17 protein-coding genes, 1 tRNA gene and 1 pseudogene are annotated in these 24,770 nt (G+C 70.8%); 10 read left to right on the top strand and 9 right to left on the bottom strand.

Features of this window, described 5'->3' with window-relative positions; translation table 11 throughout:
* On the top strand, positions 1-2,340 hold a 2,340-nt coding region (hrpB, locus tag M878_RS81290), incomplete at its 5' end, for an ATP-dependent helicase HrpB (RefSeq protein ID WP_023551527.1).
* Here the strand turns inward: hrpB and pgfA are convergent.
* The 3 genes from pgfA to M878_RS81280 all read right to left on the bottom strand — a co-directional run bounded on the left by pgfA (position 2,330) and on the right by M878_RS81280 (position 5,384).
* Positions 2,330-3,322 carry a cell envelope lipid trafficking protein PgfA gene (pgfA, locus tag M878_RS81285; protein WP_023551526.1) on the bottom strand — a complete coding sequence of 331 codons (993 nt, stop codon included), beginning with the start codon at positions 3,320-3,322 and terminating at the stop codon, positions 2,330-2,332. The two genes, hrpB and pgfA, sit on opposite strands and share 11 nt — an antisense overlap.
* A 36-nt stretch (positions 3,323-3,358) precedes the next feature.
* Positions 3,359-3,493 carry an SPW_0924 family protein gene (locus tag M878_RS96805; protein ID WP_023551525.1) on the bottom strand — a complete coding sequence of 45 codons (135 nt, stop codon included), beginning with the start codon at positions 3,491-3,493 and terminating at the stop codon, positions 3,359-3,361.
* 160 nt (positions 3,494-3,653) lie between these two features.
* Positions 3,654-5,384 (bottom strand): lytic transglycosylase domain-containing protein, encoded by a 1,731-nt coding sequence (locus M878_RS81280; RefSeq protein ID WP_023551524.1) that lies wholly within the window; start codon positions 5,382-5,384, stop codon positions 3,654-3,656.
* A gap of 330 nt (positions 5,385-5,714) precedes the next feature.
* Between M878_RS81280 and M878_RS81275 the strand changes: the two are divergent.
* Positions 5,715-6,590: pseudogene (locus tag M878_RS81275) on the top strand (DUF4184 family protein).
* Here the strand turns inward: M878_RS81275 and M878_RS99050 are convergent.
* Together M878_RS99050 and polA are read right to left on the bottom strand one after the other, a co-directional pair.
* Positions 6,481-6,918: a hypothetical protein gene (locus M878_RS99050; RefSeq protein ID WP_209445698.1), complete on the bottom strand. Its 438-nt coding sequence runs from the start codon at positions 6,916-6,918 to the stop codon at positions 6,481-6,483. The pseudogene M878_RS81275 and the gene M878_RS99050 overlap by 110 nt on opposite strands.
* A gap of 214 nt (positions 6,919-7,132) precedes the next feature.
* A complete protein-coding gene (gene polA, locus M878_RS81270) occupies positions 7,133-9,859 on the bottom strand; it encodes a DNA polymerase I (RefSeq protein WP_023551521.1) in 2,727 nt (908 codons plus the stop codon).
* A gap of 255 nt (positions 9,860-10,114) precedes the next feature.
* On the opposite strand from polA, the gene M878_RS81265 reads away from it, so the two are divergent.
* The 7 genes from M878_RS81265 (at position 10,115) to M878_RS81235 (ending at position 19,613) form a co-directional block, all read left to right on the top strand.
* On the top strand, positions 10,115-12,451 hold the full coding sequence (locus tag M878_RS81265; protein ID WP_023551520.1) for an FdhF/YdeP family oxidoreductase: 2,337 nt from the start codon (positions 10,115-10,117) through the stop codon (positions 12,449-12,451).
* Positions 12,452-12,499: 48 nt separating this feature from the next.
* The gene (locus M878_RS81260) at positions 12,500-12,976 is read left to right on the top strand and encodes a hotdog fold thioesterase (protein WP_023551519.1); all 477 of its coding nucleotides are present in this window, start codon (positions 12,500-12,502) and stop codon (positions 12,974-12,976) included.
* 758 nt (positions 12,977-13,734) lie between these two features.
* The gene (locus M878_RS81255) at positions 13,735-14,961 is read left to right on the top strand and encodes a branched-chain amino acid ABC transporter substrate-binding protein (RefSeq protein ID WP_023551518.1); all 1,227 of its coding nucleotides are present in this window, start codon (positions 13,735-13,737) and stop codon (positions 14,959-14,961) included.
* A 124-nt stretch (positions 14,962-15,085) separates the two neighbouring features.
* The gene (locus M878_RS81250; protein WP_023551517.1) at positions 15,086-16,018 is read left to right on the top strand and encodes a branched-chain amino acid ABC transporter permease; all 933 of its coding nucleotides are present in this window, start codon (positions 15,086-15,088) and stop codon (positions 16,016-16,018) included.
* A 5-nt stretch (positions 16,019-16,023) separates the two neighbouring features.
* Complete coding sequence (locus tag M878_RS81245; protein WP_023551516.1) at positions 16,024-17,850, top strand: branched-chain amino acid ABC transporter permease; 1,827 nt, start codon at positions 16,024-16,026, stop codon at positions 17,848-17,850.
* Positions 17,851-17,856: 6 nt separating this feature from the next.
* Positions 17,857-18,900 carry an ABC transporter ATP-binding protein gene (locus M878_RS81240; RefSeq protein ID WP_023551515.1) on the top strand — a complete coding sequence of 348 codons (1,044 nt, stop codon included), beginning with the start codon at positions 17,857-17,859 and terminating at the stop codon, positions 18,898-18,900.
* Positions 18,897-19,613, top strand: coding sequence for an ABC transporter ATP-binding protein (locus M878_RS81235; protein WP_023551514.1), 717 nt, complete (start codon positions 18,897-18,899; stop codon positions 19,611-19,613). Before M878_RS81240 ends, M878_RS81235 begins: the two co-directional genes overlap by 4 nt.
* A 63-nt stretch (positions 19,614-19,676) precedes the next feature.
* Here M878_RS81235 and M878_RS81230 read toward each other — a convergent pair whose 3' ends face one another.
* On the bottom strand, positions 19,677-20,333 hold the full coding sequence (locus M878_RS81230) for an ANTAR domain-containing response regulator (RefSeq protein ID WP_023551513.1): 657 nt from the start codon (positions 20,331-20,333) through the stop codon (positions 19,677-19,679).
* 100 nt (positions 20,334-20,433) lie between these two features.
* On the opposite strand from M878_RS81230, the gene M878_RS81225 reads away from it, so the two are divergent.
* A tRNA-Leu gene (locus M878_RS81225) sits at positions 20,434-20,508 on the top strand.
* Positions 20,509-20,568: 60 nt separating this feature from the next.
* On the opposite strand, the gene pyk is transcribed toward M878_RS81225, so the two are convergent.
* The 3 genes from pyk to M878_RS81210 form a co-directional block, all read right to left on the bottom strand.
* A complete protein-coding gene (pyk, locus tag M878_RS81220) occupies positions 20,569-22,008 on the bottom strand; it encodes a pyruvate kinase (protein ID WP_023551512.1) in 1,440 nt (479 codons plus the stop codon).
* A 268-nt stretch (positions 22,009-22,276) separates the two neighbouring features.
* Entirely contained in the window at positions 22,277-23,689 is a 1,413-nt protein-coding gene (locus tag M878_RS81215) for a lysine N(6)-hydroxylase/L-ornithine N(5)-oxygenase family protein (protein WP_023551511.1), read from the bottom strand.
* The coding region (locus M878_RS81210) for a pyridoxal phosphate-dependent decarboxylase family protein (protein ID WP_023551510.1) at positions 23,686-24,770 on the bottom strand (1,085 nt) is incomplete at its 5' end. The genes M878_RS81215 and M878_RS81210, both read right to left, overlap by 4 nt.

Raw genomic sequence — 24,770 nt, 5'->3', positions numbered from 1 at the left:
GAGCCGCGCCGGATCGCGGCACGGGCGGCGGCCCGCCGGATGGCGTGGCTGCTCGGTGAGAAGCCCGGCGAGAGCGTGGGCTTCACGGTGCGCGGCGAGCGGGCCGGGGGGCGGCACACGCGCGTGGAGGTCGTGACGACCGGCGTGCTGCTGCAGCGGCTGCAACGGGACCAGGAGCTGCCCGGCGTCGACGTCGTCGTTCTCGACGAGTGCCATGAGCGGCATCTGGACGCCGACACGGCGGCCGCGTTCCTGTGGGATGTACGGCAGGCGCTGCGGCCGGAGCTGCGGCTGGTGGCCGCGTCGGCGACGACGGACGCGCAGGGCTGGGCGCAGCTGCTGGGCGGGGCGCCGGTGGTCGAGGCGGACGGCGTCGCGCATCCGCTGGAGGTGGTGTGGGCGCCTCCGGTGCGTCCGGTACGGCCGCCGCACGGGATGCGCGTCGATCCGGCGCTGCTGGCGCATGTGGCCTCGGTGGTGCGGCGGGCGCTGGCCGAGCGGGACGGCGACGTGTTGTGCTTCCTGCCCGGCGTGGGCGAGATCGCGCGCGTGGCGGGGCAGCTGGGCGGACTCGGCGACATCGACGTGCTGCAGGTGCACGGGCGGGCACCGGCCGCCGTGCAGGACGCGGTGCTGGCGCCCGGGGCGCGGCGCCGGGTGGTGCTGGCGACCTCGGTGGCGGAGTCCTCGCTGACGGTGCCCGGGGTGGGGGTGGTGGTGGACTCGGGGCTCGCACGGGAGCCGCGGGTGGACCACGCGCGCGGGCTGAGCGGGCTGACGACGGTACGGGCGTCGCGGGCGGCAGGGCGGCAGCGTGCGGGGCGGGCCGGGCGAGAGGCGCCGGGGACGGTGTACCGGTGCTGGGCGGAGGCCGAGGACGGGCGTCTGCCGGCGTTTCCGGCGCCGGAGATCAAGGTGGCCGACCTGACCGCGTTTGCCTTGCAGGCGGCTTGCTGGGGCGATCCGGACGCCTCCGGGCTGGCGTTGCTCGATCCTCCGCCGGGCGGGGCGATGGCGGCGGCGCGCTCCGCGCTGACGGCGGTGGGGGCGGTGGACTCCGTCGGTAGGGCCACGTCGGTCGGTGTGCGGCTGGCTCGACTTGGAGTGCACCCCCGGCTGGGGCGGGCCTTGTTGGATACGACCGGCGGGGGTGCGGAGGTTGTCGCCCTGCTCTCTGAAGAGGTGCCGCGGGATTACGGAGATGATCTCGCCGGTGCGTTGCGCCGTGCGCGGCGTGAGGGTGACGCCTACGCTGCGCGGTGGTCTGCCGAAGTGCGGCGGCTGCGGACCGCCTCCAAGGAGGTTTCCCACCCGCCCGCCGGTGACTGTCGGATAGAAGGTGCCCCTGGGGTCGGGCCGGGCACCGGTGATGAGCGGCTCGCCGGGTTCGTCGCCGCGCTCGCCTTCCCCGAGCGTGTCGCCAGGCTCGACGGCGGGTCGTACCTGATGGCGTCCGGCACCCGGGCCGAGCTGTCCGACGGGTCCGCTCTGCGAGGCGCTCCCTGGATCGTCGTCGCCGTCGCCGACCGGCCCGCCGGGAAGGGGCACGCGCGCGTGCGGCTCGGAGCTGCCGTGGAGGAGAGCGTGGCGCTCGCCGCCGCCGGGGCCCTGCTCGGCGAGCGGGACGAGGTGCACTGGGCCGACGGGGACGTCGTAGCCCGGCATGTCGAACGTCTGGGCGCCATCGAGCTGGCCGTACGGCCTCTGAAGGACGCCGATCCGGCGCTCGTACGCGCTGCCCTCCTCGAAGGCCTCCGGCAGGAAGGGCTCGGGCTGCTGCGGTGGACGCCGGAGGCCGGGATGCTGCGCCAGCGGCTGGCATTCCTGCGGGCGCATCTCGGGGAGCCGTGGCCGGATGTGTCCGACGATGCGCTCCACGCGCGCGTGGACGAATGGCTGGAGCCGGAGCTGGGCCGGGCTCGGCAACGGGCGGATCTCGGCCGGATCGACGCCGGGCAGGCGCTCGCTCGGCTGCTGCCCTGGGCCGGCGGGGAAGCCGGCCGGCTGGACGAGCTGGCGCCCGAGCGGATCACCGTACCGAGTGGGTCCAGAATCCGGATCGACTATCGGGACCCGGAGCGGCCGGTGCTGGCGGTGAAGCTCCAGGAGATGTTCGGGCTGGCGCAGACGCCGGCCGTGGCGGGGGTGCCGTTGCTCGTCCATCTGCTCTCGCCCGCCGGGCGGCCCGCCGCCGTCACCGCCGACCTCGCCTCCTTCTGGAAGGTCGGCTACAAGGGCGTACGGGCGGAACTGCGCGGGCGGTATCCGAAGCATCCGTGGCCCGAGGACCCGGCGACCGCCGAGCCCACCCGGCACACCAACGCACGGCTCAGGCGCTGACCGGTTCGGGCTGCGTCGCCTCCTCGGGAGCCGGGTCCCCGGGGCGCCGGGCGCGGGCCTCCAGGTAGAGGGAGAGAGCGAGGAGGAGCAGGCCGAGGATCAGGGAGCCCCAGGGGACGTACGAGGTGAGCATCAGGACCAGGGTGCGGTTGTGCTTGACCAGGGCGACCGTGTGCTCGATGTAGTCCTCGCGCATCTTCACGTCCCCGGCGAACGCCGTGACGCCGGCTCGGCCGCCGAGCAGGGTGCCGCCGCGCAGTTCCTCCTTGTGGAGCTCCTCGCCGTAGACGGGCGCGCCGGTGACCGGTTCGACCCAGAACCTGCGGACGGTGCTGTACCAGCGGGTGGTGCCCGTCTTGGCGACCGATTCCGGTGTGATGCCCTGGACGGGCATCGTCTTCGGCATGGGGACCTTGGTCCAGGGGATGGTCTGTTCGAAGTAGTAGACCTTCAGGCCACGGAACGTCTGCGTGCCCTTGTAGCGGATGGGGCTGGTGGTACGGGTCTGCGCGTCGAAGTACTCGTAGTCGCGTTTCTGCGTCAGGAAGGGCCACTTGAACTCGATGCCCCCGCGGCTGACCGGGTCGCCGTCGACCATCTCGCCGGTGGCGTGCACGGGGTCCTGGCTGTGGGCGTCGAAGATGTAGCGCTCGGGGACGCGGGAGACCATCTTGCCGTCGGGGCCCTGGACGTAGGAGAGGCTGTCCCAGACCACGACCGGCCGCCCCGCCGTCTTCTCGATCTTCTTCGCGGCCTCCACGTTGCCTTTGAGGGTCTCCACGATGGTGACCTTGGAGACCTTCCGCGCGCGCATCGTGCCGTAGTCGAGGAGGGTGGCGCCCTTGGCCTCCAGAACCATGACCTGGTACTGATTCGCGGGGATCCTGGCCAGGCGCGGGAAGGCGTACCAGCGCATGAGCGGGGACAGCGCCGCGCAGAAGACGGCGCAGGCGAGCAGGACCAGGCTTGCCTTGCGGCGCATTGCAGGCCTCCTTCCCGGACGGGCGCGGCTACGGCGCTACGGGTGCGTGGGCACCGTCGACAGCAGCGGCTTGGGGGACGTACGGCCCGACGGCGTACCCATGGCGGTCATCGCCAGGACCAGGGCGAGCGCGAGGGCGAGACCGGTCGCGGCGGCGATCAGGGCGCGCATACGGGCCTCCCGGCGAACGGTCTGTGTCCCAAGTTTCCTGATGGAGCGTCAGGTCTGGCACCGTAGCAACGGGCGGGTGAGATGAGAACAGCGGTGCACGGACGAACGAGGGCGCCCTCCCCGCCGGTGCGGAGAGGGCGCCCTGCCGGTGCGTGTGGTGTCAGGAGGAGGCGGACGGGCTCGGGGACGGGCTCGCCGAGGTGTCGTCGGCGGCGACCTTCAGCTCGACGGTCAGCGTCGTGCCACCGGCCGTGGTGATGCGGAGCAGGAAGGTGCCGGTGTTGTCGTCCGCGTACAGCTTGGGCAGCGTGAGCAGGCCCTTGGCGTCCGTCTGCAGACCGTCGAGGGTGCGTACGGGCTTGCCGTCCTTGTCCTTGAAGTAGGGGCCCTTGTCGTTCTCGCTGGTGTCGCGCGACGACTTGATCAGAGTGGCGGTGGCCGCCACCTTGTCCGCGACGGCGCCCTTGTATGTCGCCTTCACCTGGACCTGGTCGGCGAACTCGCCGCCAGGGGTGCAGGTCAGCGGGGTGTCGCTGGTGCGCGTCAGGGTGTCGGCGACGCGCTCGGTGACGGTGGCGGTGTAGTCGGCGCCCTTGACCGAGCGGCCCACGACGGTGGCGGTGACCTTGAAGTCGCCGGTCTTCTCGCCCGCTTGAAGCGCCGGTGCGAGGGCGACGCCCTGGGCGTCGGTGGTGACCGTGGCCACGGTCTCGCCGCCGGTGAAGGTGGCGTCGGTGTCCCCGCTGATCGTGAACCTGATCCGGACCTTGGCGACGGACTTGTCGGCCTTGGTCTCGGCGCGGGTGCCGATCCGCTCGGTGAAGGCGTGACCGGCCATCGCGGTGAGCTGTGCGGTGTCCGCGTCCGCCAGGTGGTCCACCGTGTCGGTGGGGGTCTGCGGAGGCGTCGGCGGAACAGGCGGCTTCGGGCTGGGAGTGCCACTGCCGCCGGGCTTGCTGGGCTTCGGGTCCGGTTGGGGGGCCGGCTTCGGGTCGGGCTTGGTCTTCGGCGGGTTCGACGGCTTCGGGGACTGGGTGTGCCGGCTGCCGTCGTCGCTGCGATGACCGGGCACGCTGCCGGTGCCGTCGGGCACGGAGTGGGTGCCCTTGCGGTAGTACTCCAGCCACGACAGGACGGTGTTCAGGTAGTCCTGCGAGTCGTTGTAGCTGAGGATCGCGCTGTGCAGGTCGTCCTCGCGCGAGAGGTCCCAGCCGTTGCGGCACAGGTAGTGGCCGGCGGCGAGAGCGGCGTCGTAGACGTTGTTGGGGTCCTTCTTGCCGTCGCCGTTGCCGTCGCGGCCCGCCCAGGCCCAGGTCGACGGGATGAACTGCATGGGGCCGACGGCCTGGTCGTACTCGGTGTTGCCGTCGTACTCGCCGTGGTCGGTGTCCTTGACGAGCGCGAAGCCGTTGCCGTCGAGCGCCGGGCCCAGGATCCGGCCGATCGTGGTGCCGTCGGCGTCGACCCGGCCGCCGTCGGCCTGATCCGACTCGACCTTGCCGATGGCGGCGAGCAGTTGCCACGGCAGGTTGCAGCCGGGCTTGGTGGAGCGCAGTTCGGCCTCGGCCTTCTTGTAGGCGTCGAGGACCGTCGCCGGTATGCCGGCCTCGGCGTCGCCCGTGGCGACGGGGGTGCCGGCGGTCGTCGGCGAGGGGCTGGGACGGGGGCTGTTGAGCGGCGGCAGGTCCGTGTAGTACGGCGAGTTGCCGGTGGCGTTGCCGTCGGAGGTCGCATCGGGTACGGGAGCGGAGGCGCCGACCGTCGTCTGTCTGCCGTGGTCCTCGCCGGCCGCTCCCGGAGCCTGGGACGCGGACAGGGCCGCGACCGCTGCCGCAGCCACGGCGGTGGTCGCCGCCCCCTTGCGCAGCCGCCTTCCGAAATGCGCCGCCATCGAGTGAACCCCTCCCGTGGACGCCCCGCGCCCGTCTCCGTCGGTCTGCCCTCGCTCTGGTGTGACGGTTGACCCGGTGTTCAGGTTGCGCCTGAGGCGTCCTTCCATCAGTGCGCCGTCTGGTGCGTGGCGTGTACGACCGTGCGTTCGGCACGGCGACCCAGGTGACCCTACGGCAACTTGCTGTGCGTCGGGACCCGTTCTCGCCCGATTTCACCGGTTGGCCGACTCCTGTTGTCGCGTACGTCCCGCGCGGGGGGGGCGCGCATACTGGACGGAACTCGCTCACCGGCTCAACGCCGTGGCCGACGACCGCCTCGGGGAACTCTGTTGCCGTTCACCCTCAGCCATGCGGCGGCCGTCCTGCCCGCGGTCCGCCGGGACGGATCCGGCTGCGGCCCGCTGGTGCCGGCGGTGCTCTTCGCGGGCTCCTTCCCGCCCGGCATGACCTTCTATGCGGCGAGTGTCCTGCCGGGCGGGATGGAATTCGGCGCGGTCACCCACTCGTTCGCCGGGGTCTTCACCGTCGACGTGCTCATCTCCCGGGCGCTGGTGGGGCTGTGGCTGCTCGTCCGCGAACCGTTGCTCGCACTGCTGTCCCGGGGGCCTGCAGGGGCGGCCGGCCGTACTGCTTCGCTGCGGTGCGCCACACGCGCGGGTACGGGCCGGCTCGGTGGTGTGGTGGTACGTCTCCGCGGTGCTGGGTGCGCTGACCCATGTGGTGTGGGACGCGTTCACGCATGACGGGCGGTGGGGGACGCGGCTGATTCCGGCCATCGAGCGGGACCGGCCGGCGGGCTTGCCGCTGTTCTTGTGGCTGCAGTACGGCTCGTCCGTGGTGGGCGCGCTCGTGATCGCGGTGTTCGCCGTGCGTGCGGTGCGGCGGGCGCCGGGCGGGGAGCCGGCGGGGGTGCCCGTGCTGTCCGTGCGGGACCGGCGGGTGGCCGGGACGGTGATCGGCGGTTGTACGGCGGCCGGGGCGATGGCTTGTGGACCACCGTGGGCACGCCGAGGCGGCTGTGGGATCTGCTGCCTGCCCTGTGCTTCGGGGCGGGCACCGGGGTGGTTCTGGGGCTGGTGCTGTACGCCGCCAGGGTCAGGGCGTGGCGTCGGGACCGGGTTCCGAACGGTCCGGGGAGTCCCGGTGATCAGGGTGATCCCGGTGGGGTGGTCGGTGCGGGCCCGGAGCGGCCGGTCGCTCGGTGAGGGACGCGACGAAGACCGTGAGGGTCGGCCGGGGGCGCGATCTCGGGATCGCGGTGAGCGCGAGGGCGAGGTAGCCGCGGGCCAGGTCGGTCCACTGGCGCCAGTCCGGGGTGCGGCCCGCGTGGGCGGTCCCGCCGGCGCGTCCGTGCCGGAGGTCCGTGACGGCTCTGCGGACGGCCGCGGCCAGGCCGGTGGGAATGCGGGCGGTGCTTGCGTCGGCCGTGAGGGCCGGGACCGGCGAGGCGGGCATGGCCTGCGCCGAGGCGGTGTCCGCCCAGGCCCGGGTGTCTGCCTCGGGCGTCCGGCGGTGAAGCATGCGTATACCCATGCCCGCAGTTTTGCGGCTGTGGGGGTGGGGGGCGTTTTGGCGGGGGCCACGTGAGTGACGGTCCCTCCCGGGGTTCGGCCGACGGGTTCTTGTGGGCGCCGGTTCGGTGTGCTGGTGGGAGGGGATGCGGAGAGAATCTCCAGCGCCGGTGGGGTGGCGGAGGGGCGGTGCAGCCTGCCTCGGCCGCACCGCCCCTCCGCTCAAGCCCCGCAGGCTAGTGCGCCGCCGATTCCCAGTCCGGGCCCGCGCCGACCGAGACGTCCAAGGGGGCGTGGAGGTGGACGGCGTTCGCCATTTCGTGGCGGACGATCTCTTCCGCGGCCGCCCGCTCGCCGGGGGCGATCTCCAGGACGATTTCGTCGTGGACCTGGAGGAGCATGCGGGACTTCAGGTCCGCTGCCCGCAGCGCGCTGTCCACCTTGAGCATGGCGATCTTGACGATGTCGGCCGCCGTGCCCTGGATGGGCGCGTTCAGGGCCATGCGCTCGGCCGCCTCGCGGCGCTGGCGGTTGTCGCTGTTGAGGTCGGGGAGGTAGCGGCGGCGGCCGAAGAGCGTCGCCGTGTAGCCCGTCGCCCGCGCCTCGTCGACCGCCCGGCGCAGATAGTCCCGGACGCCGCCGAAGCGCTCGAAGTACGCGTCCATGAGGGCGCGGGCCTCGGCCGCCTCGATGTTCAGCTGCTGGGAGAGGCCGAACGCGGAGAGGCCGTAGGCCAGGCCGTACGACATCGCCTTGATCTTGCGGCGCATCTCCGCGTCCACCGCGGCGGGCTCGACGCCGAACACCTGGGACGCGGCCGTGGTGTGCAGGTCCTCGCCGGAGGTGAACGCCCGGATCAGGCCCTCGTCCTCGGAGAGGTGGGCCATCACGCGCAGCTCGATCTGGCTGTAGTCGGCGGTCATCAGCGACTCGAAGCCCTCGCCGACCACGAAGCCGCGGCGGATCGCCCGGCCCTCGTCGGTGCGGACCGGGATGTTCTGCAGGTTCGGGTCCGTGGAGGAGAGGCGGCCCGTCGCCGCCACCGTCTGGTTGAAGGTGGTGTGGATACGGCCGTCGCCCGCGATGGTCTTGATCAGCCCCTCGACCGTGACGCGCAGCTTCGCCTGCTCGCGGTGGCGGAGCATGATCACCGGCAGTTCGTTGTCGGTCTGGGTGGCCAGCCAGGCCAGGGCGTCGGCGTCGGTGGTGTAGCCGGTCTTGGTCTTCTTCGTCTTCGGCAGGGCCAGCTCGCCGAAGAGGACCTCCTGGAGCTGCTTGGGCGAGCCCAGGTTGAACTCGTGACCGGCGGCCGCGTGGGCCTCCTTCACGGCCTGCTGGACCGCTCCCGCGAACGTCTGCTCCATCGCCTCCAGGTGTGCTCGGTCGGCCGCGATGCCGTGCCGCTCCATGCGGGCGAGCAGCGCGGACGTGGGCAGCTCCATGTCGCGCAGCAGGTCCGCCGCGCCGACCTCCTCCAGGCGGGTCTCGAAGGCCTCACCGAGGTCGAGGACCGCGCGGGCCTGGATCATCAGCGCCTCGGCCTCGGCGCCGTCGTCGGCACCGAAGGCCAGCTGGCCGTCGGCCGCGGCGGCGGGCGCCAGCTCGCGGTGCAGGTACTCCAGGGACAGTGCGTCCAGGTCGAAGGAGCGGCGGCCCGGCTTGACCAGGTAGGCGGCGAGCGCGGTGTCCATGGTCACGCCCTCGACGGACCAGCCGTGCTCGGCGAAGACGCGCATGGCGCCCTTGGCGTCGTGGAACACCTTGGGGCGGGCGGCGTCGGCCAGCCAGGCCGCGAACGCGTTCTCGTCGGCCTCGTCCAGCTCGGCCGGGTCGAACCGGACGGCCGCTCCCCCGGCCGCGGCCAGGGCGACCTCGGCGACCGAGCCGGTGCCCAGTGCCCAGGTGTCGACGGTGGCGACGCCCAGGGTCCCGCCGCCGTGCTCGGCGAGCCAGGGGGCCAGCTCGCCGGTGCGCAAGATCTTGCCGTCGATCTCCACGCCGCCGGTCGCCACGGGGTTGGTCTCGGCCTCCTCGGCGCCCGGGTCGACGGCGAAGAGGCGCTCGCGCAGGGACGGGTTGCGGATCTCCAGGGTGTCCAGGACCATCGCGACGGCCTTGCGGTCGTACGGGGCCCGCTCCAGGTCGGGGACTGCCTTGGGCAGTTCGACCTGGCGCTCCAGCTCGGTGAGGACGCGGTTGAGCTTGACCGACTCCAGGTGGTCGCGGAGGTTCTGCCCGGCCTTGCCCTTGACCTCGTCGGCGCGCTCGACCAGGTCCGCGAAGGAGCCGAACTGGTTGATCCACTTCGCGGCGGTCTTCTCGCCGACGCCGGGGATGCCCGGGAGGTTGTCGGACGGGTCGCCGCGCAGGGCCGCGAAGTCGGGGTACTGGGCAGGCGTCAAGCCGTACTTCTCCAGAACCTTCTCCGGGGTGAACCGGGTCAGCTCCGAGACGCCCTTCGTCGGGTACAGCACGGTGATGTTCTCGGTGACCAGCTGGAAGGAGTCGCGGTCGCCGGTGACGACCAGCACCTCGAAGCCCGCGGCCTCGGCCTGCGTGGCGAGGGTGGCGATGATGTCGTCCGCCTCGAAGCCCTCGACGGCGAAGCGCGGGGCGTGCATCGCGTCGAGCAGCTCGCCGATCAGCTCGACCTGACCCTTGAACTCGTCCGGGGTCTTGGAGCGGTTCGCCTTGTACTCGGTGAAGCGCTCGGAGCGCCAGGTCTTGCGCGAGACGTCGAAGGCCACGGCGAAGTGCGTGGGCGCCTCGTCACGCAGGGTGTTGGCCAGCATCGACGCGAAGCCGTAGATCGCGTTCGTCGGCTGGCCGGTCGCGGTGGTGAAGTTCTCCGCGGGCAGCGCGAAGAACGCGCGGTAGGCCAGCGAGTGCCCGTCCATGAGCATCAGCCGGGGACGGCCACCGCCGGGGGTCTTGTCGGTTTTCTTCGATGCTGTCTCTGCCACGTCCCCGATCCTGCCACGCCGCACTGACAGTCCGGGTCGCGTCTCGCTGGTGGGTGTGAGCGCGGACACAGTGACCGGGGTCGGGAGGTGGCTGAGGACGGTTCGACTCCTTGCCCGACGCCTCTCGAAGCCTGCCCGACACCTCGGAGGAGATCGGAGGGAGAAGGGAGAGAGGACGGGCGACGGCGTCGTTGTCGGTGGCCCGTGGGAGGATCGTCCGCGTACTTCTCACACGCAGTCGAAGGGGAGCGTGCGATGGCGACGAAGCCGCCCAAGGGTGATCCGGTCCAGGACGCGCCGCAGGTCGCGGAGCCGAAGCACGCGGCCGCGGGACTGCCCGCCATCGGGCACACGCTGCGCATCGCCCAGCAGCAGATGGGCGTGCGGCGCACGGCGCTGACGTTGCTGCGGGTGAACCAGAAGGACGGCTTCGACTGCCCGGGCTGCGCCTGGCCGGAGCCCGACCACCGGCACAAGGCGGAGTTCTGCGAGAACGGCGCGAAGGCGGTGGCCGAGGAGGCCACGCTGCGCCGTGTCACCCCGGAGTTCTTCGCCGCGCACTCCGTCGCCGACCTGGCCGGCCGCAGCGGCTACTGGCTGGGCCAGCAGGGCCGGCTCACGCATCCCATGTACCTCGCCGAGGGCGGCACGCACTACGAGCCGGTCACCTGGGAGCGGGCCTTCGACATCGTCGCCGAGGAGATCGCCGCCCTCTCCTCCCCGGACGAGGCCGTCTTCTACACCTCGGGCCGTACGAGCAACGAGGCCGCGTTCCTGTACCAGCTCTTCGCGCGCGAGCTGGGCACGAACAACCTGCCGGACTGCTCCAACATGTGCCACGAGTCGTCCGGATCGGCGCTCAGCCAGACCATCGGCATCGGCAAGGGCAGCGTCCTGCTCGAAGACCTCTACAAGGCCGACCTGATCATCGTCGCCGGACAGAACCCGGGGACGAACCATCCGCGTATGCTCTCCGCGCTGGAGAAGGCCAAGGCGAACGGCGCGAAGATCATCAGCGTCAATCCGCTGCCCGAGGCCGGCCTGGAGCGGTTCAAGAACCCGCAGACGCCGCAGGGCATGCTGAAGGGCGCCGCCCTCACCGATCTGTTCCTGCAGATCCGCATCGGCGGCGACCAGGCGCTCTTCCGGCTCCTGAACAAGCTGATCCTGGCTGAGCACGAGAGCGCCTCCGGCGCGGGGTCGGGCGCGGTCGACGAGGAGTTCGTGCGCGAACACACCCACGGCTTCGAGGAGTTCGCGGCGGCCGCGCGTGCCGCCGACTGGGACGAGACGCTGGCGGCGACGGGCCTCACGCGCACGGAGATCGAGCGGGCACTCGGCATGGCGCTCGCCTCGAAGCGCACGATCGTCTGCTGGGCCATGGGCCTGACCCAGCACAAGCACGCCGTGCCGACCATCCGCGAGGTGGTCAACTTCCTGCTGCTGCGCGGCAACATCGGCCGGCCGGGCGCGGGCGTGTGCCCGGTGCGCGGCCACTCGAACGTGCAGGGCGACCGCACGATGGGCATCTTCGAGCGGCCCGCGCCGGCTTTCCTGGACGCGCTGGAGAAGGAGTTCGGGTTCGCGCCGCCGCGCGAGCACGGCTTCGACGTCGTGCGGGCCATCCGTGCGCTGCGCGACGGCGAGGCGAAGGTGTTCTTCGCCATGGGCGGCAACTTCGTCTCGGCCTCGCCCGACACGGAGGTGACCGAGGCCGCGATGCGGCGCGCGCGGCTGACCGTGCATGTGTCCACCAAGCTCAACCGCTCGCACGTCGTCACGGGCGCGCGGGCGCTGATCCTGCCCACGCTGGGCCGCACCGAGCGGGATCTGCAGGCCAGTGGCGAGCAGTTCGTGACCGTCGAGGACTCGATGGGCATGGTGCACGCCTCGCGCGGGCGGCTCGCGCCGGCGAGCCCGCGGCTGAGGTCCGAGCCCGCGATCATCTGCGGCCTGGCGCGCCGTGTGCTCGGCGCGGACAGCGTCGTGCCGTGGGAGGAGTTCGAGAAGGACTACGCGACGATCCGTGACCGCATCGCGCGCGTGGTCCCCGGTTTCGACGACTTCAACGCGCGCGTGGCCAGGCCGGGCGGCTTCACGCTGCCGCACGCCCCGCGGGACGAGCGCCGCTTCCCGACCGCCACGGGCAAGGCGAACTTCACGGCGGCGCCGGTGGAGTATCCCGAACTGCCCGAGGGCCGGCTGCTGTTGCAGACCCTGCGCTCGCACGACCAGTACAACACCACGATCTACGGCCTGGACGACCGCTACCGGGGCATCACAGGCGGCCGCCGGGTGGTGCTGGTGCACCCCGAGGACGCGCGGGCGCTCGGGTTCGCCGAGGGGTCGTACGTCGACCTGGTCAGCGAGTGGAAGGACGGCGTGGAGCGGCGGGCGCCCGGTTTCCGGATCGTGCACTATCCGACAACCCGGGGCTGCGCGGCGGCGTACTACCCCGAGACGAACGTCCTGGTCCCCCTGGACGCGACCGCCGACACCAGCAACACCCCGGCCAGCAAGTCCGTCGTCGTACGCCTCGAAGACCCCGTAGGGAGCACGGCGGGCCGTCTGGAACAATCGGCGACCGACTGAGCGTTTGCTCAGCCAGCAGACAGGTGGACGCAGAACGGAGCCGGGCCCATGGGTGAGCAGCAGCGAGTGAAGTTCCCGCAGGAGATCATCGACGAGTACGCGGCGCTCGGTGTCGACCTGCCCGCCCTGTTCTCGGCAGGACACCTCGGCACCCGGATGGGTGTGCAGATCCTGGAGGCCTCGCCGGAGAAGGTCGTCGGGACCATGCCGGTGGAAGGCAACACCCAGCCGTACGGCCTGCTGCACGGCGGCGCCTCCGCGGTGCTGGCGGAGACCCTGGGCTCGGTCGGCACCATGCTGCACGGCGGCAGCGCGAAGATCGCGGTCGGCGTGGACCTGAACTGCACGCACCACCGCGGGGTCCGTTCGGGCCTGGTGACCGGTGTGGCCACGCCGGTGCACCGGGGCCGGTCGACGGCGACGTACGAGATCGTGATCAGCGACGAGGAGGGCCGCCGGGTGTGCAGTGCCCGGCTGACCTGCCTGCTGCGGGACGCCCGGCCCGGCGACGCGGCACAGGCGTAGGCCCACCGCGGACCGGGCCGCTTGCGCCCGGCCGTCGCCCTCCCCCCTCCCCAGCCGACAGCGGCGCGGCGCGGCGCCAGCCCCGTGGAACAGTGTCAAGACACCACTAGAGCCGATACGTTGGCCGGCCCACGGGCGGGCCCTGCGCGCGACGCTACTGAGCGTGGAGTGGGGGACAACCGGCCACCACACCCCCGGCCGCCCGGCCGTATCCGGGAATTTCGCTGGTGACGGACCCGCGAACCCCCTTCCGGACAAAGGCGGGTTCGGACCGCAAGATCATGAAAACCCGGCACGTGACGCACTGCGGAATTGCGCCGATGAACGCCGGACCTCCTTCCCTGAATGTAACTCTGCGTAATACGCGCGCAATATGCATTCACATCCGCCCGCCCGGTTGCGCCCTCCGCAGCACGCCTCTCAGGTCCGGAAAGCCCCTTGCGACAACGGCGCCACGTCATCACCAAAACCCTTGAGACACCTGAATTGATCAAGGTGAGTCCTGCGGGTTCTCATATTCCGGACCGGGCGAATCGGCCGTAATTTCGCCCTTCCCCCCAGGGTGTACCGCTCTGCATTACGTCGTGTCATAACAAGAGAGTCACAGCCTTGGTCAGACTCTCCTCCACGTTCCCCACACACGCTTAGAGTCACCGCCAGTCACCGCGCCCCGATTGCCTCTTCGGCTGGAATGGTCGGGCAGCGCGCGGCTCGACCGCTTCCAGGGGGATGCGGTCGTCCTGGGGAAAGGACTGATCGTGCGTCAACGTTCGCTCATCGCCATCACCGCCGCGCTGGCCGCGGGAGCACTCACCCTCACCGCCTGCGGCTCGCGCGACAGCGGCGGCAAGGGCTCGGACTCCAAGGGCGGCACCACCGTCGTCATCGGCGTCGACGCCCCCCTCACGGGCGACCTCTCCGCGATCGGCCTCGGCATCAAGAACTCGGTCGACCTCGCCGTCAAGCAGGCCAACAAGCAGAAGGTCGTCGACGGTGTGACCTTCAAGATGGAGCCCCTGGACGACCAGGCGCAGCCCTCCTCCGGCCAGCAGAACGCCTCCAAGCTCGTCAGCGAGTCCGATGTCCTGGGTGTGGTCGGCCCGCTGAACTCCTCGGTCGCCGAGTCCATGCAGAAGGTCTTCGACGACGCCAAACTGGTCGAGGTCTCCCCCGCCAACACCAACCCGGCCCTGACCCAGGGCGCCAACTGGCAGACCAAGAAGGCCCGTGCGTACAAGGCGTACTTCCGCACCGCGACCACGGACGCCATCCAGGGCCCGTTCGCCGCTCAGTACGTGTACGGCAAGGCCAAGAAGAAGAAGGTCTTCGTCATCGACGACAAGAAGACCTACGGCGCCGGCCTCGCCGCCACCTTCACCGACGAGTTCAAGAAGCTCGGCGGCACCGTGGCGGGCACCGAGCACATCAACCCCGACACCAAGGACTACTCGGCCGTCGCCACCAAGGTGAAGAACTCCGGCGCCGATGTCGTCTACTACGGCGGCGAGTACCCGCAGGCCGGCCCGCTCAGCAAGCAGATCAAGGCCGCGGGCGCCAACATCCCGGTCGTCGGCGGCGACGCGATCTACGACCCGACGTACATCAAGCTGGCCGGTGCCGCGAGCAACGGCGACCTCGCCACCTCGGTCGGCGCCCCGCTCGACCAGCTGCCCTCCGCCAAGGACTTCCTCGCCAACTACAAGGCGGGCGGCTACAACGAGGAGTACGGCGCCTACGGCGGCTACGCCTACGACTCCGCGTGGGCGATCATCCAGGCGGTCAAGCAGGTCGTGTCCAACGGGAAGGTCCCCTCGGACGCCCGCTCCAAGATCACGGCGGCCATGCAGAACGTCTCCTTCGACGGCGTGACCGGCAAGGTCTCCTTCGACGAATTCGGCGACACCACGAACAAGCAGCTCACCGTCTACTCCGTGACGGGCGGCGCCTGGAAGACCGTGACGTCCGGTACCTACAACGGCGGCTGACCCACTCCGCACCCGTATCACCCATGAGCCGCGCGGGGCGCTGTTCCACTGGCGCCCCGCGCGCTCTCGCATCCGGACATCCGGCACACCCCATCGAACATCCGAAAGTCTCGGAGGACTTGCGGTGAACGAACTGCCGCAGCAGCTGGTCAACGGCCTGCTACTGGGATCCATGTACGGGCTGGTCGCCATTGGCTACACGATGGTCTACGGCATCGTCCAGCTCATCAACTTCGCCCACGGCGAGATCTTCATGACCGGCGCGTTCGGCGCGCTCACGGTCTATGCGTACGTCCTGCCCGACGGCACCTCCATGTGGGTGGCCCTGCCCCTGATGCTCATCGGCGGCATCATCGTCGCGGTCCTCGTCGCCGTCGGAGCGGAACGGTTCGCCTACCGGCCCCTGCGGGGCGCACCGCGGCTGGCCCCGCTCATCACCGCGATCGGCCTCTCGCTGGCCCTGCAGCAGGCGGTCTGGGCCTGGTACCCCGACGCCAAGTCGGCCCGTACCTTCCCGCAGATCAACGGCGGCCCCTTCCACATCGGCAACGTCACCATCCAGACCGGTGACATCTTCCTTGTGGTCGCGGCCCCCATCAGCATGGCGTTCCTCGCCTACTTCGTCATGAAGACCCGGACCGGGCGCGGTATGCAAGCCACCGCGCAGGATCCGGACACCGCGAAGCTCATGGGTGTCAACACCGACCGCATCATCGTGATCGCGTTCGCGCTGGGCGCCGCGTTCGCCGCCGTCGGCGGTGTCGCCGACGGTCTGAAGTACGGTCAGATCGACTTCCGCATGGGCTTCATCCTCGGTCTGAAGGCCTTCACCGCGGCCGTCCTCGGCGGCATCGGCAACATCTACGGCGCGATGATCGGCGGCCTCGCCCTCGGCGTCGCCGAGACCCTGGCCACCGCCTACATCGCCGACCTCCCGGGCATGGAGAAGTTCGGCAGCCAGTCCTGGGCCGACGTCTGGGCCTTCGTACTCCTCATCCTCGTTCTGCTGTTCAGGCCACAGGGTCTGCTCGGCGAGCGCGTCGCGGACAGGGCGTGACACCGATGACCACACAGACCACGGCATCCGAAACCCCGAGCGTTCCCGCCGCCGGAACCCCGACCGGACTCATCGGCCTCCCGCCCGCACTCGGCCGGGCCCTGGCCACCGCGGGCGCCGTCCTCACCATCGTCTCCACGTTCCTGTCCTGGACCTGGACGCAGGATTTCCCCGGCGACCTCACCGTCTACGGCTACCCCGGCGGCCTGCAGGTCCTGGTGCTGATCGGCGCCGCCCTGACCACGCTGCTCGCCCTCGCGTCGTACGGCGTCAAGGGTCTGAAGTGGCTGGCCCCGGCCGGCGCGGACCCCGCGCTGAAGCTCGCGGCGCTCGCCACGTTCGCCACCGCCTGGTTCACGGTCATCGCGATCAGCGTCGAACTCGGCGGCGTCGTCAACCTGGAGCCCGGCGGCTACTTCGTCGCCGTCACCAGCCTGGCCACGCTCGTCGGCGCCCTCGCGCTGCCGTTCCAGCGGCCCGAACCCGACCCGGTCGACCCCGAGGACAGCGGCTGGGAGCAGTTCCGGCACCGCGCCGGGCAGGCCTGGGAGACCGTCAAGGCCGCCTTCGCCGCCGACCGGCCGCGCCCGGTGGGCAAGCTCCCCGCCTACGCCGAGATCCTGATCATCGTCGCGGTCCTCGCGCTCGCCCTGACCGTCTTCACCTACGGCATCGGCACCGAGTACGACGAACTCTTCGTCGGCTTCCTGATCACCGCCGGGTTCGGCTTCGCCGCGCTGAACAAGTCCGGGCTCATCGTCCACGCCTCGCAGATCACCAGCAGGCACCAGAACATCACGATCTGCGGCGCGTTCGTCGCGGCGGCCCTGTTCCCGTTCACCCAGACCGACGACCAGTACGCGACCCTCGGCGTCTACATCCTCATCTTCGCCACCGTCGCCCTCGGCCTGAACGTCGTCGTCGGCCTCGCCGGTCTGCTGGACCTCGGCTACGTCGCGTTCCTCGGCGTCGGCGCCTACGCGGCGGCCCTGGTGTCCGGCTCCCCCAGCTCGCCGCTCAGCGTGCACTTCCCGTTCTGGGCGGCCGCACTGGTCGGCGCCGCCGCCTCGCTGGTCTTCGGCGTCCTCATCGGCGCCCCGACACTGCGGCTGCGCGGCGACTACCTCGCCATCGTCACGCTCGGCTTCGGTGAGATCTTCCGGATCACGGCCAACAACCTGGACGGCACCTCCGGCCCGGACATCACCAACGGCTCCAACGGCATCTCCTCGATCCCGAACCTGAAGATCCTCGGCGTCGACCTCGGCGCCCAGCACGACGTCGCCGGCTTCACCATCGGCCGGTTCGCCAACTACTTCTTCCTGATGCTGGTCATCACCGCGGTCGTCGTCCTCGTCTTCCGGCGCAGCGGTGACTCCCGCATCGGACGGGCCTGGGTCGCCATCCGCGAGGACGAGACCGCCGCGCTCGCGATGGGCATCAACGGCTTCCGGGTCAAGCTGATCGCGTTCGCCGTCGGCGCCTGCCTCGCCGGGCTGGCCGGCACCGTACAGGCCCATGTGACCTACACGGTCACGCCCGAGCAGTACTACTTCGCCGGTCCCGTGCCGCCCAACTCGGCGTTCCTGCTGGCCGCGGTCGTGCTCGGCGGCATGGGCACCATCGGCGGCCCGCTGATCGGCGCCTCGCTGCTCTTCCTCATCCCGAACAAGCTCCAGTTCCTCGGGAACTACCAGCTGTTCGCCTTCGGTGTCGCGCTCATCCTGCTGATGCGCTTCAGGCCGGAGGGCCTCGTCCCCAACCGGCGCCGCCAGCTCGAGTTCCACGAAGAGGCCGAGGCGCCCGCAGTGCTCGGCAAGACAGGGGCCTGATCTGAGATGACCACGCAGACCATCACCCGCGGCGAGACCGTCCTCGACGCCCGCGGCGTCACCATGCGCTTCGGCGGCCTCACCGCGGTACGCAATGTCGACCTCACCGTGGGCAGCGGCGAGATCGTCGGCCTCATCGGCCCCAACGGCGCCGGCAAGACCACCTTCTTCAACTGCCTGACCGGCCTGTACGTCCCCACCGAGGGCGAGGTCCGGTTCAAGGACCAGGTGCTGCCGCCCAAGTCCTTCAAGGTCACGGCGGCCGGGATCGCCCGTACCTTCCAGAACATCCGGCTGTTCGCCAACATGTCCGTCCTGGAGAACGTCCTCGTCGGCCGGCACACCCGGACGAAGGAGGGCTTCTGGTCCGCCATCCTGCGCGGCCCCGGCTTCCACCGGGCCGAGAAGGCCTCCCGCGAACGCGCCATGGAACTCCTGGAGTTCGTGGGCCTCGCACCCAAGGCCGAGCACCTCGCCCGCAACCTGCCCTACGGCGAACAGCGCAAGCTGGAGATCGCGCGCGCCCTGGCCAGCGAACCGGGCCTGCTGCTCCTGGACGAGCCGACCGCCGGTATGAACCCGCAGGAGACCCGTGCCACCGAGGAACTGGTCCTCGCCATCAGGGAGAAGGGAGTCGCCGTCCTCGTCATCGAGCACGACATGCGGTTCATCTTCAACCTGTGCGACCGCGTGGCCGTGCTCGTGCAGGGCGAGAAGCTGATCGAGGGCGACAGCGCCACCGTGCAGAGCGACGAGCGGGTCATCGCCGCCTACCTCGGTGAGCCCTTCGAGGACGCCCCCGGCGCCGAGGAGGTCGCCGAGGTCGAGGCCGCCGAGGCACAGGCAGAGGCACAAGCCGAAGCCGTCGAGGCCCAGGCTGAGGCTGCCGAGGGCGAGGGCGAAGGCGAAGGCGAGGAAGACCAAGTCGAGGCCACCGAGGCCGAGGCCGAAGCCGCGGAGGTCCGGGCCACCGAGGCCCAGGCGGAGGCCGCCGAGGCCCAGGCCGAATCCACCACGGACGCCGCGCCCGGCAAGGAGAGCGACCGATGACCGCACTGCTCGAAGTCGAGGACCTCCGGGTCGCCTACGGCAAGATCGAGGCCGTCAAGGGCATCTCCTTCAAGGTCGAGGCGGGCGAGGTCGTCACCCTCATCGGCACCAACGGCGCCGGCAAGACCACGACCCTGCGCACGCTGTCGGGCCTGCTCAAGCCCGTCGGCGGCCAGATCAGGTTCAACGGCAAGTCGCTGAAGAAGGTCCCCGCCCACGAGATCGTCCAGCTCGGCCTGGCCCACTCCCCCGAAGGCCGGCACATCTTCCCGCGCATGACGATCGAGGACAATCTGCGCCTCGGCGCGTTCCTGCGGAGCGACAAACCAGGCATCGAGAAGGACATCCAGCGGGCCTACGACCTCTTCCCGATCCTGGGCGAGCGGCGCAAGCAGGCCGCGGGCACCCTCTCCGGCGGTGAGCAGCAGATGCTGGCGATGGGCAGGGCGCTGATGTCCCAGCCGAAGCTGCTGATGCTGGACGAGCCGTCGATGGGCCTGTCGCCGATCATGATGCAGAAGATCATGGCGACGATCGCCGAGCTGAAGTCGCAGGGCACGACGATCCTGCTGGTCGAGCAGAACGCCCAGGCGGCGCTGTCGCTCGCGGACCACGGTCATGTCATGGAGGTCGGCACGATCGTTCTGTCCGGCACGGGGCAGGACCTGCTGCACGACGAGTCGGTGCGGAAGGCTTACCTCGGCGAGGACTGACCGGTACGGCACTGCCCGCGCCCTCTTCTCCGGGGCGCGGGCAGTGCCGTACGAACGGGACGGTCAGCCCTTCTTGGCCGCCTTCTTCTCCTCGTTGTCCGCAATGACCGCCTCGGCGACCTGCTGCATCGACATCCGGCGGTCCATCGAGGTCTTCTGGATCCAGCGGAAGGCGGCAGGCTCGGTCAGGCCGTACTCGGTCTGCAGGACGGACTTCGCGCGGTCGACCAGCTTGCGCGTCTCCAGGCGCTGGGTGAGGTCGGCGACCTCCTTCTCCAGCTGCTTCAGCTCGGTGAAGCGGGAGACGGCCATCTCGATGGCCGGGACGACGTCGCTCTTGCTGAACGGCTTGACCAGGTACGCCATCGCGCCGGCGTCCCGGGCGCGCTCGACGAGGTCGCGCTGCGAGAAGGCGGTGAGCATCAGGACCGGCGCGATGGACTCCTCGGCGATCTTCTCGGCCGCGGAGATGCCGTCCAGCTTGGGCATCTTCACGTCGAGGATGACCAGGTCCGGCTGGTGCTCGCGGGCCAGCTCGACGGCCTGCTCACCGTCACCGGCCTCGCCGACGACGGAGTACCCCTCCTCCTCCAGCATCTCTTTCAGGTCGAGCCGGATCAGGGCCTCGTCCTCGGCGATGACGACTCGGGTCGTCAGCGGAGGCACGTGCGACCTGTCGTCGTCGGGCGCGTCTACGGGCTGGGGCGACTCGGCGGTCACAGGGGCTCCTCGTTCCGGGCAGGGGTACTGCTGACAAGAGCCTACCTAGCTACGGTATGGTGGACGCGCGGAGGGTCGGGGGAAACCTTGGATTCTGCGAGCCCCGGTAGCCCAATTGGCAGTAGGCAACGGATTCAAAACCCGTACAGTGTCGGTTCGAGTCCGACCCGGGGCACTTTTCCTTGGATTCCAAGGTCAGCGATCTGGCGGGCCCCTCAGGTGAGGGGCCCTTTTCTCATGCCTTCGGGCTGTCGTCCTCGCCGATGTGGTGGACCCGGACCATGTTGGTCGAACCGGAGACCCCGGGCGGGGAACCCGCCGTGATCACCACGATGTCGCCCCTCTCGCAGCGGCCGTACTTCAGCAGCAGCTCGTCCACCTGGTCGACCATGGCGTCGGTGGAGTCGGCATGCGGCCCGAGGAAGGTCTCGGCGCCCCAGGTGAGGCTGAGCTGGGAACGGGTGGCCGGCTCCGGGGTGAAGGCGAGCAGCGGGATCGGCGAGCGATAGCGGGAGAGCCGGCGGGCGGTGTCTCCGGACTGGGTGAAGGCCACCAGGAACCTCGCGCCGAGGAAGTCGCCCATCTCGGCGGCGGCCCGGGCGACGGCGCCGCCCTGGGTGCGCGGCTTGTTCCGCTCGGTCAGCGGCGGCAGGCCCTTGGCCAGCATGTCCTCCTCGGCGGCCGCGACGATCTTCGCCATGGTGCGCACGGTCTCGACCGGGTACGTGCCGACGCTGGTCTCACCGGAAAGCATCACCGCGTCCGCGCCGTCGAGGACGGCGTTGGCCACGTCGGAGGCCTCGGCGCGGGTCGGCCGGGAGTTGTCGATCATCGAGTCGAGCATCTGGGTGGCGACGATGACCGGCTTGGCGTTGCGCTTGGCGAGCTTGATCGCGCGCTTCTGCACGATCGGCACCTGCTCCAGCGGCATCTCCACACCCAGGTCGCCGCGCGCCACCATGAGCCCGTCGAAGGCGGCCACGATGCCGTCGAGGTTCTCCACGGCCTGCGGCTTCTCGACCTTGGCGATCACCGGGAGCCGGCGGCCCTCCTCGGCCATGATCCGGTGCACGTCCGCGGCGTCGTCGCCGCTGCGGACGAAGGAGAGGGCGATGACGTCGCAGCCGATGCGCAGCGCCCAGCGCAGGTCGTCCTCGTCCTTCTCGGAGAGGGCGGGGACGGAGACGGCGACGCCGGGGAGGTTCAGGCCCTTGTGGTCGGAGATCACGCCGCCCTCGACCACCCGGGTGTGGACGCGGGGGCCGTCGACGGCGGTGACCTCCAGGCAGACCTTGCCGTCGTCCACGAGGACGCGCTCGCCGGGCGAGACGTCGGCGGCGAGGCCGGCGTAGGTGGTGCCGCACTGCCGGCGGTCGCCCTCGGCGCCCTCCTCCACGGTGATCGTGAAGGTGTCGCCGCGTTCAAGGAGTACCGGACCTTCGGCGAAACGGCCGAGCCGGATCTTCGGGCCTTGAAGGTCGGCGAGAATGCCGACGCTGCGACCGGTTTCGTCGGCCGCCTTACGGACCCTCCGGTAGCGCTCCTCGTGTTCGGCGTGCGTGCCGTGGCTGAGATTGAGACGGGCGACGTCCATTCCGGCGTCGACCAGTGCCTTGATCTGGTCGTACGAGTCGGTGGCGGGCCCCAGAGTACAGACGATCTTTGCTCGGCGCATATGTCGAGCCTAGGCCTTACCCGCGGGTAGAGAATCGGCCGCACATGACCACTCAACAACCTTTACGTGAAGCGTCATTGACAAGTGTTGAATTGTGCGGCCACTCGCTCCGATGAGCGAATTCCCCTCTCGCGAGCCCTGACAGCTCGGTCATGCTCAGGTCATTCTCTTCCGGTTCTCCTCCGGTTCTCCTTCGGTTCTCTTGCAGTTCTCCTCCAGGCCGGGCCGGCCTTCCTCCGGCCCGGTCTGTTCCTCGCCTTCCTTCTCGTCACCTTCCCTCGACCAGGGGCGTGAGACGCAGTGCCTGGCGGGCCCGTGGGATCCGGGGGCGGGCGTCCTGGAGGCCGAAGGTGGTGAAGGCCGTTCTGGTGGCCGGCGGGTAAGGGTCGTCACCGGTGAGGGAGTTGAGGATGGTGGCGCTGCGCCAGGCGGCGAGGCCCAGGTCGGGCGCGCCCACGCCGTGGGTGTGCAGCTCAGCGTTCTGGACGTACGCCGAGCCGGTCACGGACGGGTCGAGGACCAGCCGGAACTCCTCGTCGATGCGCGGACGTTCGCCGCTGTCGCGGCGCATGTACGGGTCGAGCCCGGCGAGGATGCGGTCGAGCGAGCGCTCGCGGTAGCCGGTGGCGAGGACGACCGCGCCGGTGGTGAGCCGGGTGCGGGTGCCCTGCTGGAGATGTTCCAGATGGAGTTCGACCTTGGTGGTGGCGATCCGGCCGGCCGTACGTACCAGGACGCCCGGGGTGAGGACGGCGTCGGGCCAGCCGCCGTGCAGGGAGCGCCGGTACAGCTCGTCGTGGATGGCGGCGAGCGTACCTGCGTCGATGCCCTTGTGCAGCTGCCACTGCGCGGCGATCAGCCGGTCCCGGACGGGCTCGGCGAGGGAGTGGAAGTAGCGGGTGTAGTCGGGGGTGAAGTGCTCCAGGCCGAGCTTGGAGTACTCCATCGGCGCGAACGCCTCGCTGCGGCCGATCCAGTGCAGCTTCTCGCGGCCGGCGGGCCGGTGCCGCAGCAGGTCGAGGAAGACCTCGGCGCCGGACTGTCCGGAGCCGACGACGGTGACGTGGTCGGCGGCCAGCAGGGTGGACCGGTGCTCCAGGTAGTCGGCAGCGTGGATGACGGGCACGCCCGGGGCGTCCACGAGCGGCTTGAGGGGGTCCGGCACATAGGGGGCGGTGCCGATGCCGATGACGACGTTGCGGGTGTAGGTACGACCCAGCGCCTCGGCCTCGCCGTCGGCGCCGAGCTGGGTGAAGTCGACCTCGAACACGTCCCGTTCGGAGTTCCAGCGGACCGCGTCGACCTGGTGGCGGAAGCTCAGTGCGGGCAGGTTCTCGGCGACCCAGCGGCAGTAGCCGTCGTACTCGGCGCGCTGGATGTGGAAGCGCTCGGCGAAGTAGAAGGGGAAGAGCCGACCGCGGGTCTTGAGGTAGTTGAGGAAGCTCCAGGGGCTGGTCGGGTCGGCGAAGGTCACCAGGTCGGCCAGGAACGGCACTTGGACGGTGGCGCCATCGATGAGCAGACCGGGGTGCCAGTCGAAGCCCGGGCGCTGGTCGTAGAAGACGGCGTCGAGTTCGGCGAGCGGGTGGGCGAGGGCGGCCAGCGAGAGGTTGCAGGGGCCGATGCCGATGCCGACCAGGTCGCGGGGGGATGCGGCGTCGTGGTGTGGGGGGTTGGTCATCCGAGGGTTCCTTCTTCCACGAGTTTCAGGAGCTGGGCCAGGTCGCCCGGCCGGGTGTGGGGATTGAGGAAGGTGGCCTTGAGCCAGAGGCGGCCGTCGAGCCGGGCGCGCCCGAGGACGGCCCGGCCCTCCTGCAGCAGCCCACGGCGCAGGGCGGCCACGGCGGTGTCGCCGGCACCCGTGGGCCGGAACAGGACCGTGCTGATCACGGGCCGGTCGTACAGCTCGAAGCCGGGGTGTTCCCGCACCAGCGCGGCGAACTCGCGGGCACGGGCGCAGACTTGGTCGACCAGGGTGCCCAGGCCGGTGCGGCCGAGGGTCCGCAGGGTGACCGCGATCTTGAGGACGTCCGGGCGGCGGGTGGTGCGCAGGGAGCGGTCGAGCAGGTCGGGGAAGCCGGCCTCGGTGTCGTCGTCGGCGTTCAGGTAGTCGGCGCGCTGGTGGAGTACGGCGAGTTCGCCGGGGCGGGCGACGGCGAGCAGACCGGCGGCGACCGGCTGCCAGCCGAGCTTGTGCAGGTCGAGGGTGACGCTGTGGGCGGCCTCGAGCCCGGCGAGTCTGTCCCGGTGCCGGTCGCTGAAGAGGAGGCCTCCGCCGTAGGCCGCGTCGATGTGCAGCCGGGCTCCGTGGGCGGTACACAGGCCGGCGATCTCGGGCAACGGGTCGATGAGGCCGGCGTCGGTGGTGCCGGCGGTGGCGGCGACCAGCAGCGGGCCGGAGAGCGTGGTGAGGGCCGCGTCGAGGGCGGCGAGGTCCAGGGTGCCGCCCGCGGCCGGGACGACGACCGGTTCGGGCAGGCCGAGCAGCCAGGCGGCGCGCGGCAGCGAGTGGTGGGCGTTGGCCCCGCACACGAGCTGTACGACGCCGCCGTGCGCCTCGCGGGCGAGCAGCAGCGCGAGCTGGTTGGACTCGGTGCCGCCGGTGGTGACGAGGGCGTCGGCGAGACCGGCGGCGTGGGCGAGCGTCCGGGTGACCGCGGCTTCCAGGGCGCAGGCGGCCGGGGCCTGGTCCCAGGAGTCCAGGGAGGGGTTGAGGGCGCTCACGGCGAGGTCGGCGGCGGTGGCCACGGCGAGCGGCGGGC

The sequence above is a fragment of the Streptomyces roseochromogenus subsp. oscitans DS 12.976 genome (assembly GCF_000497445.1).
GTDB lineage: Bacteria > Actinomycetota > Actinomycetes > Streptomycetales > Streptomycetaceae > Streptomyces > Streptomyces oscitans.
Note: the sequence above shows the minus strand (reverse complement) of the source record. Positions and strands in the feature narration are given on the sequence as shown.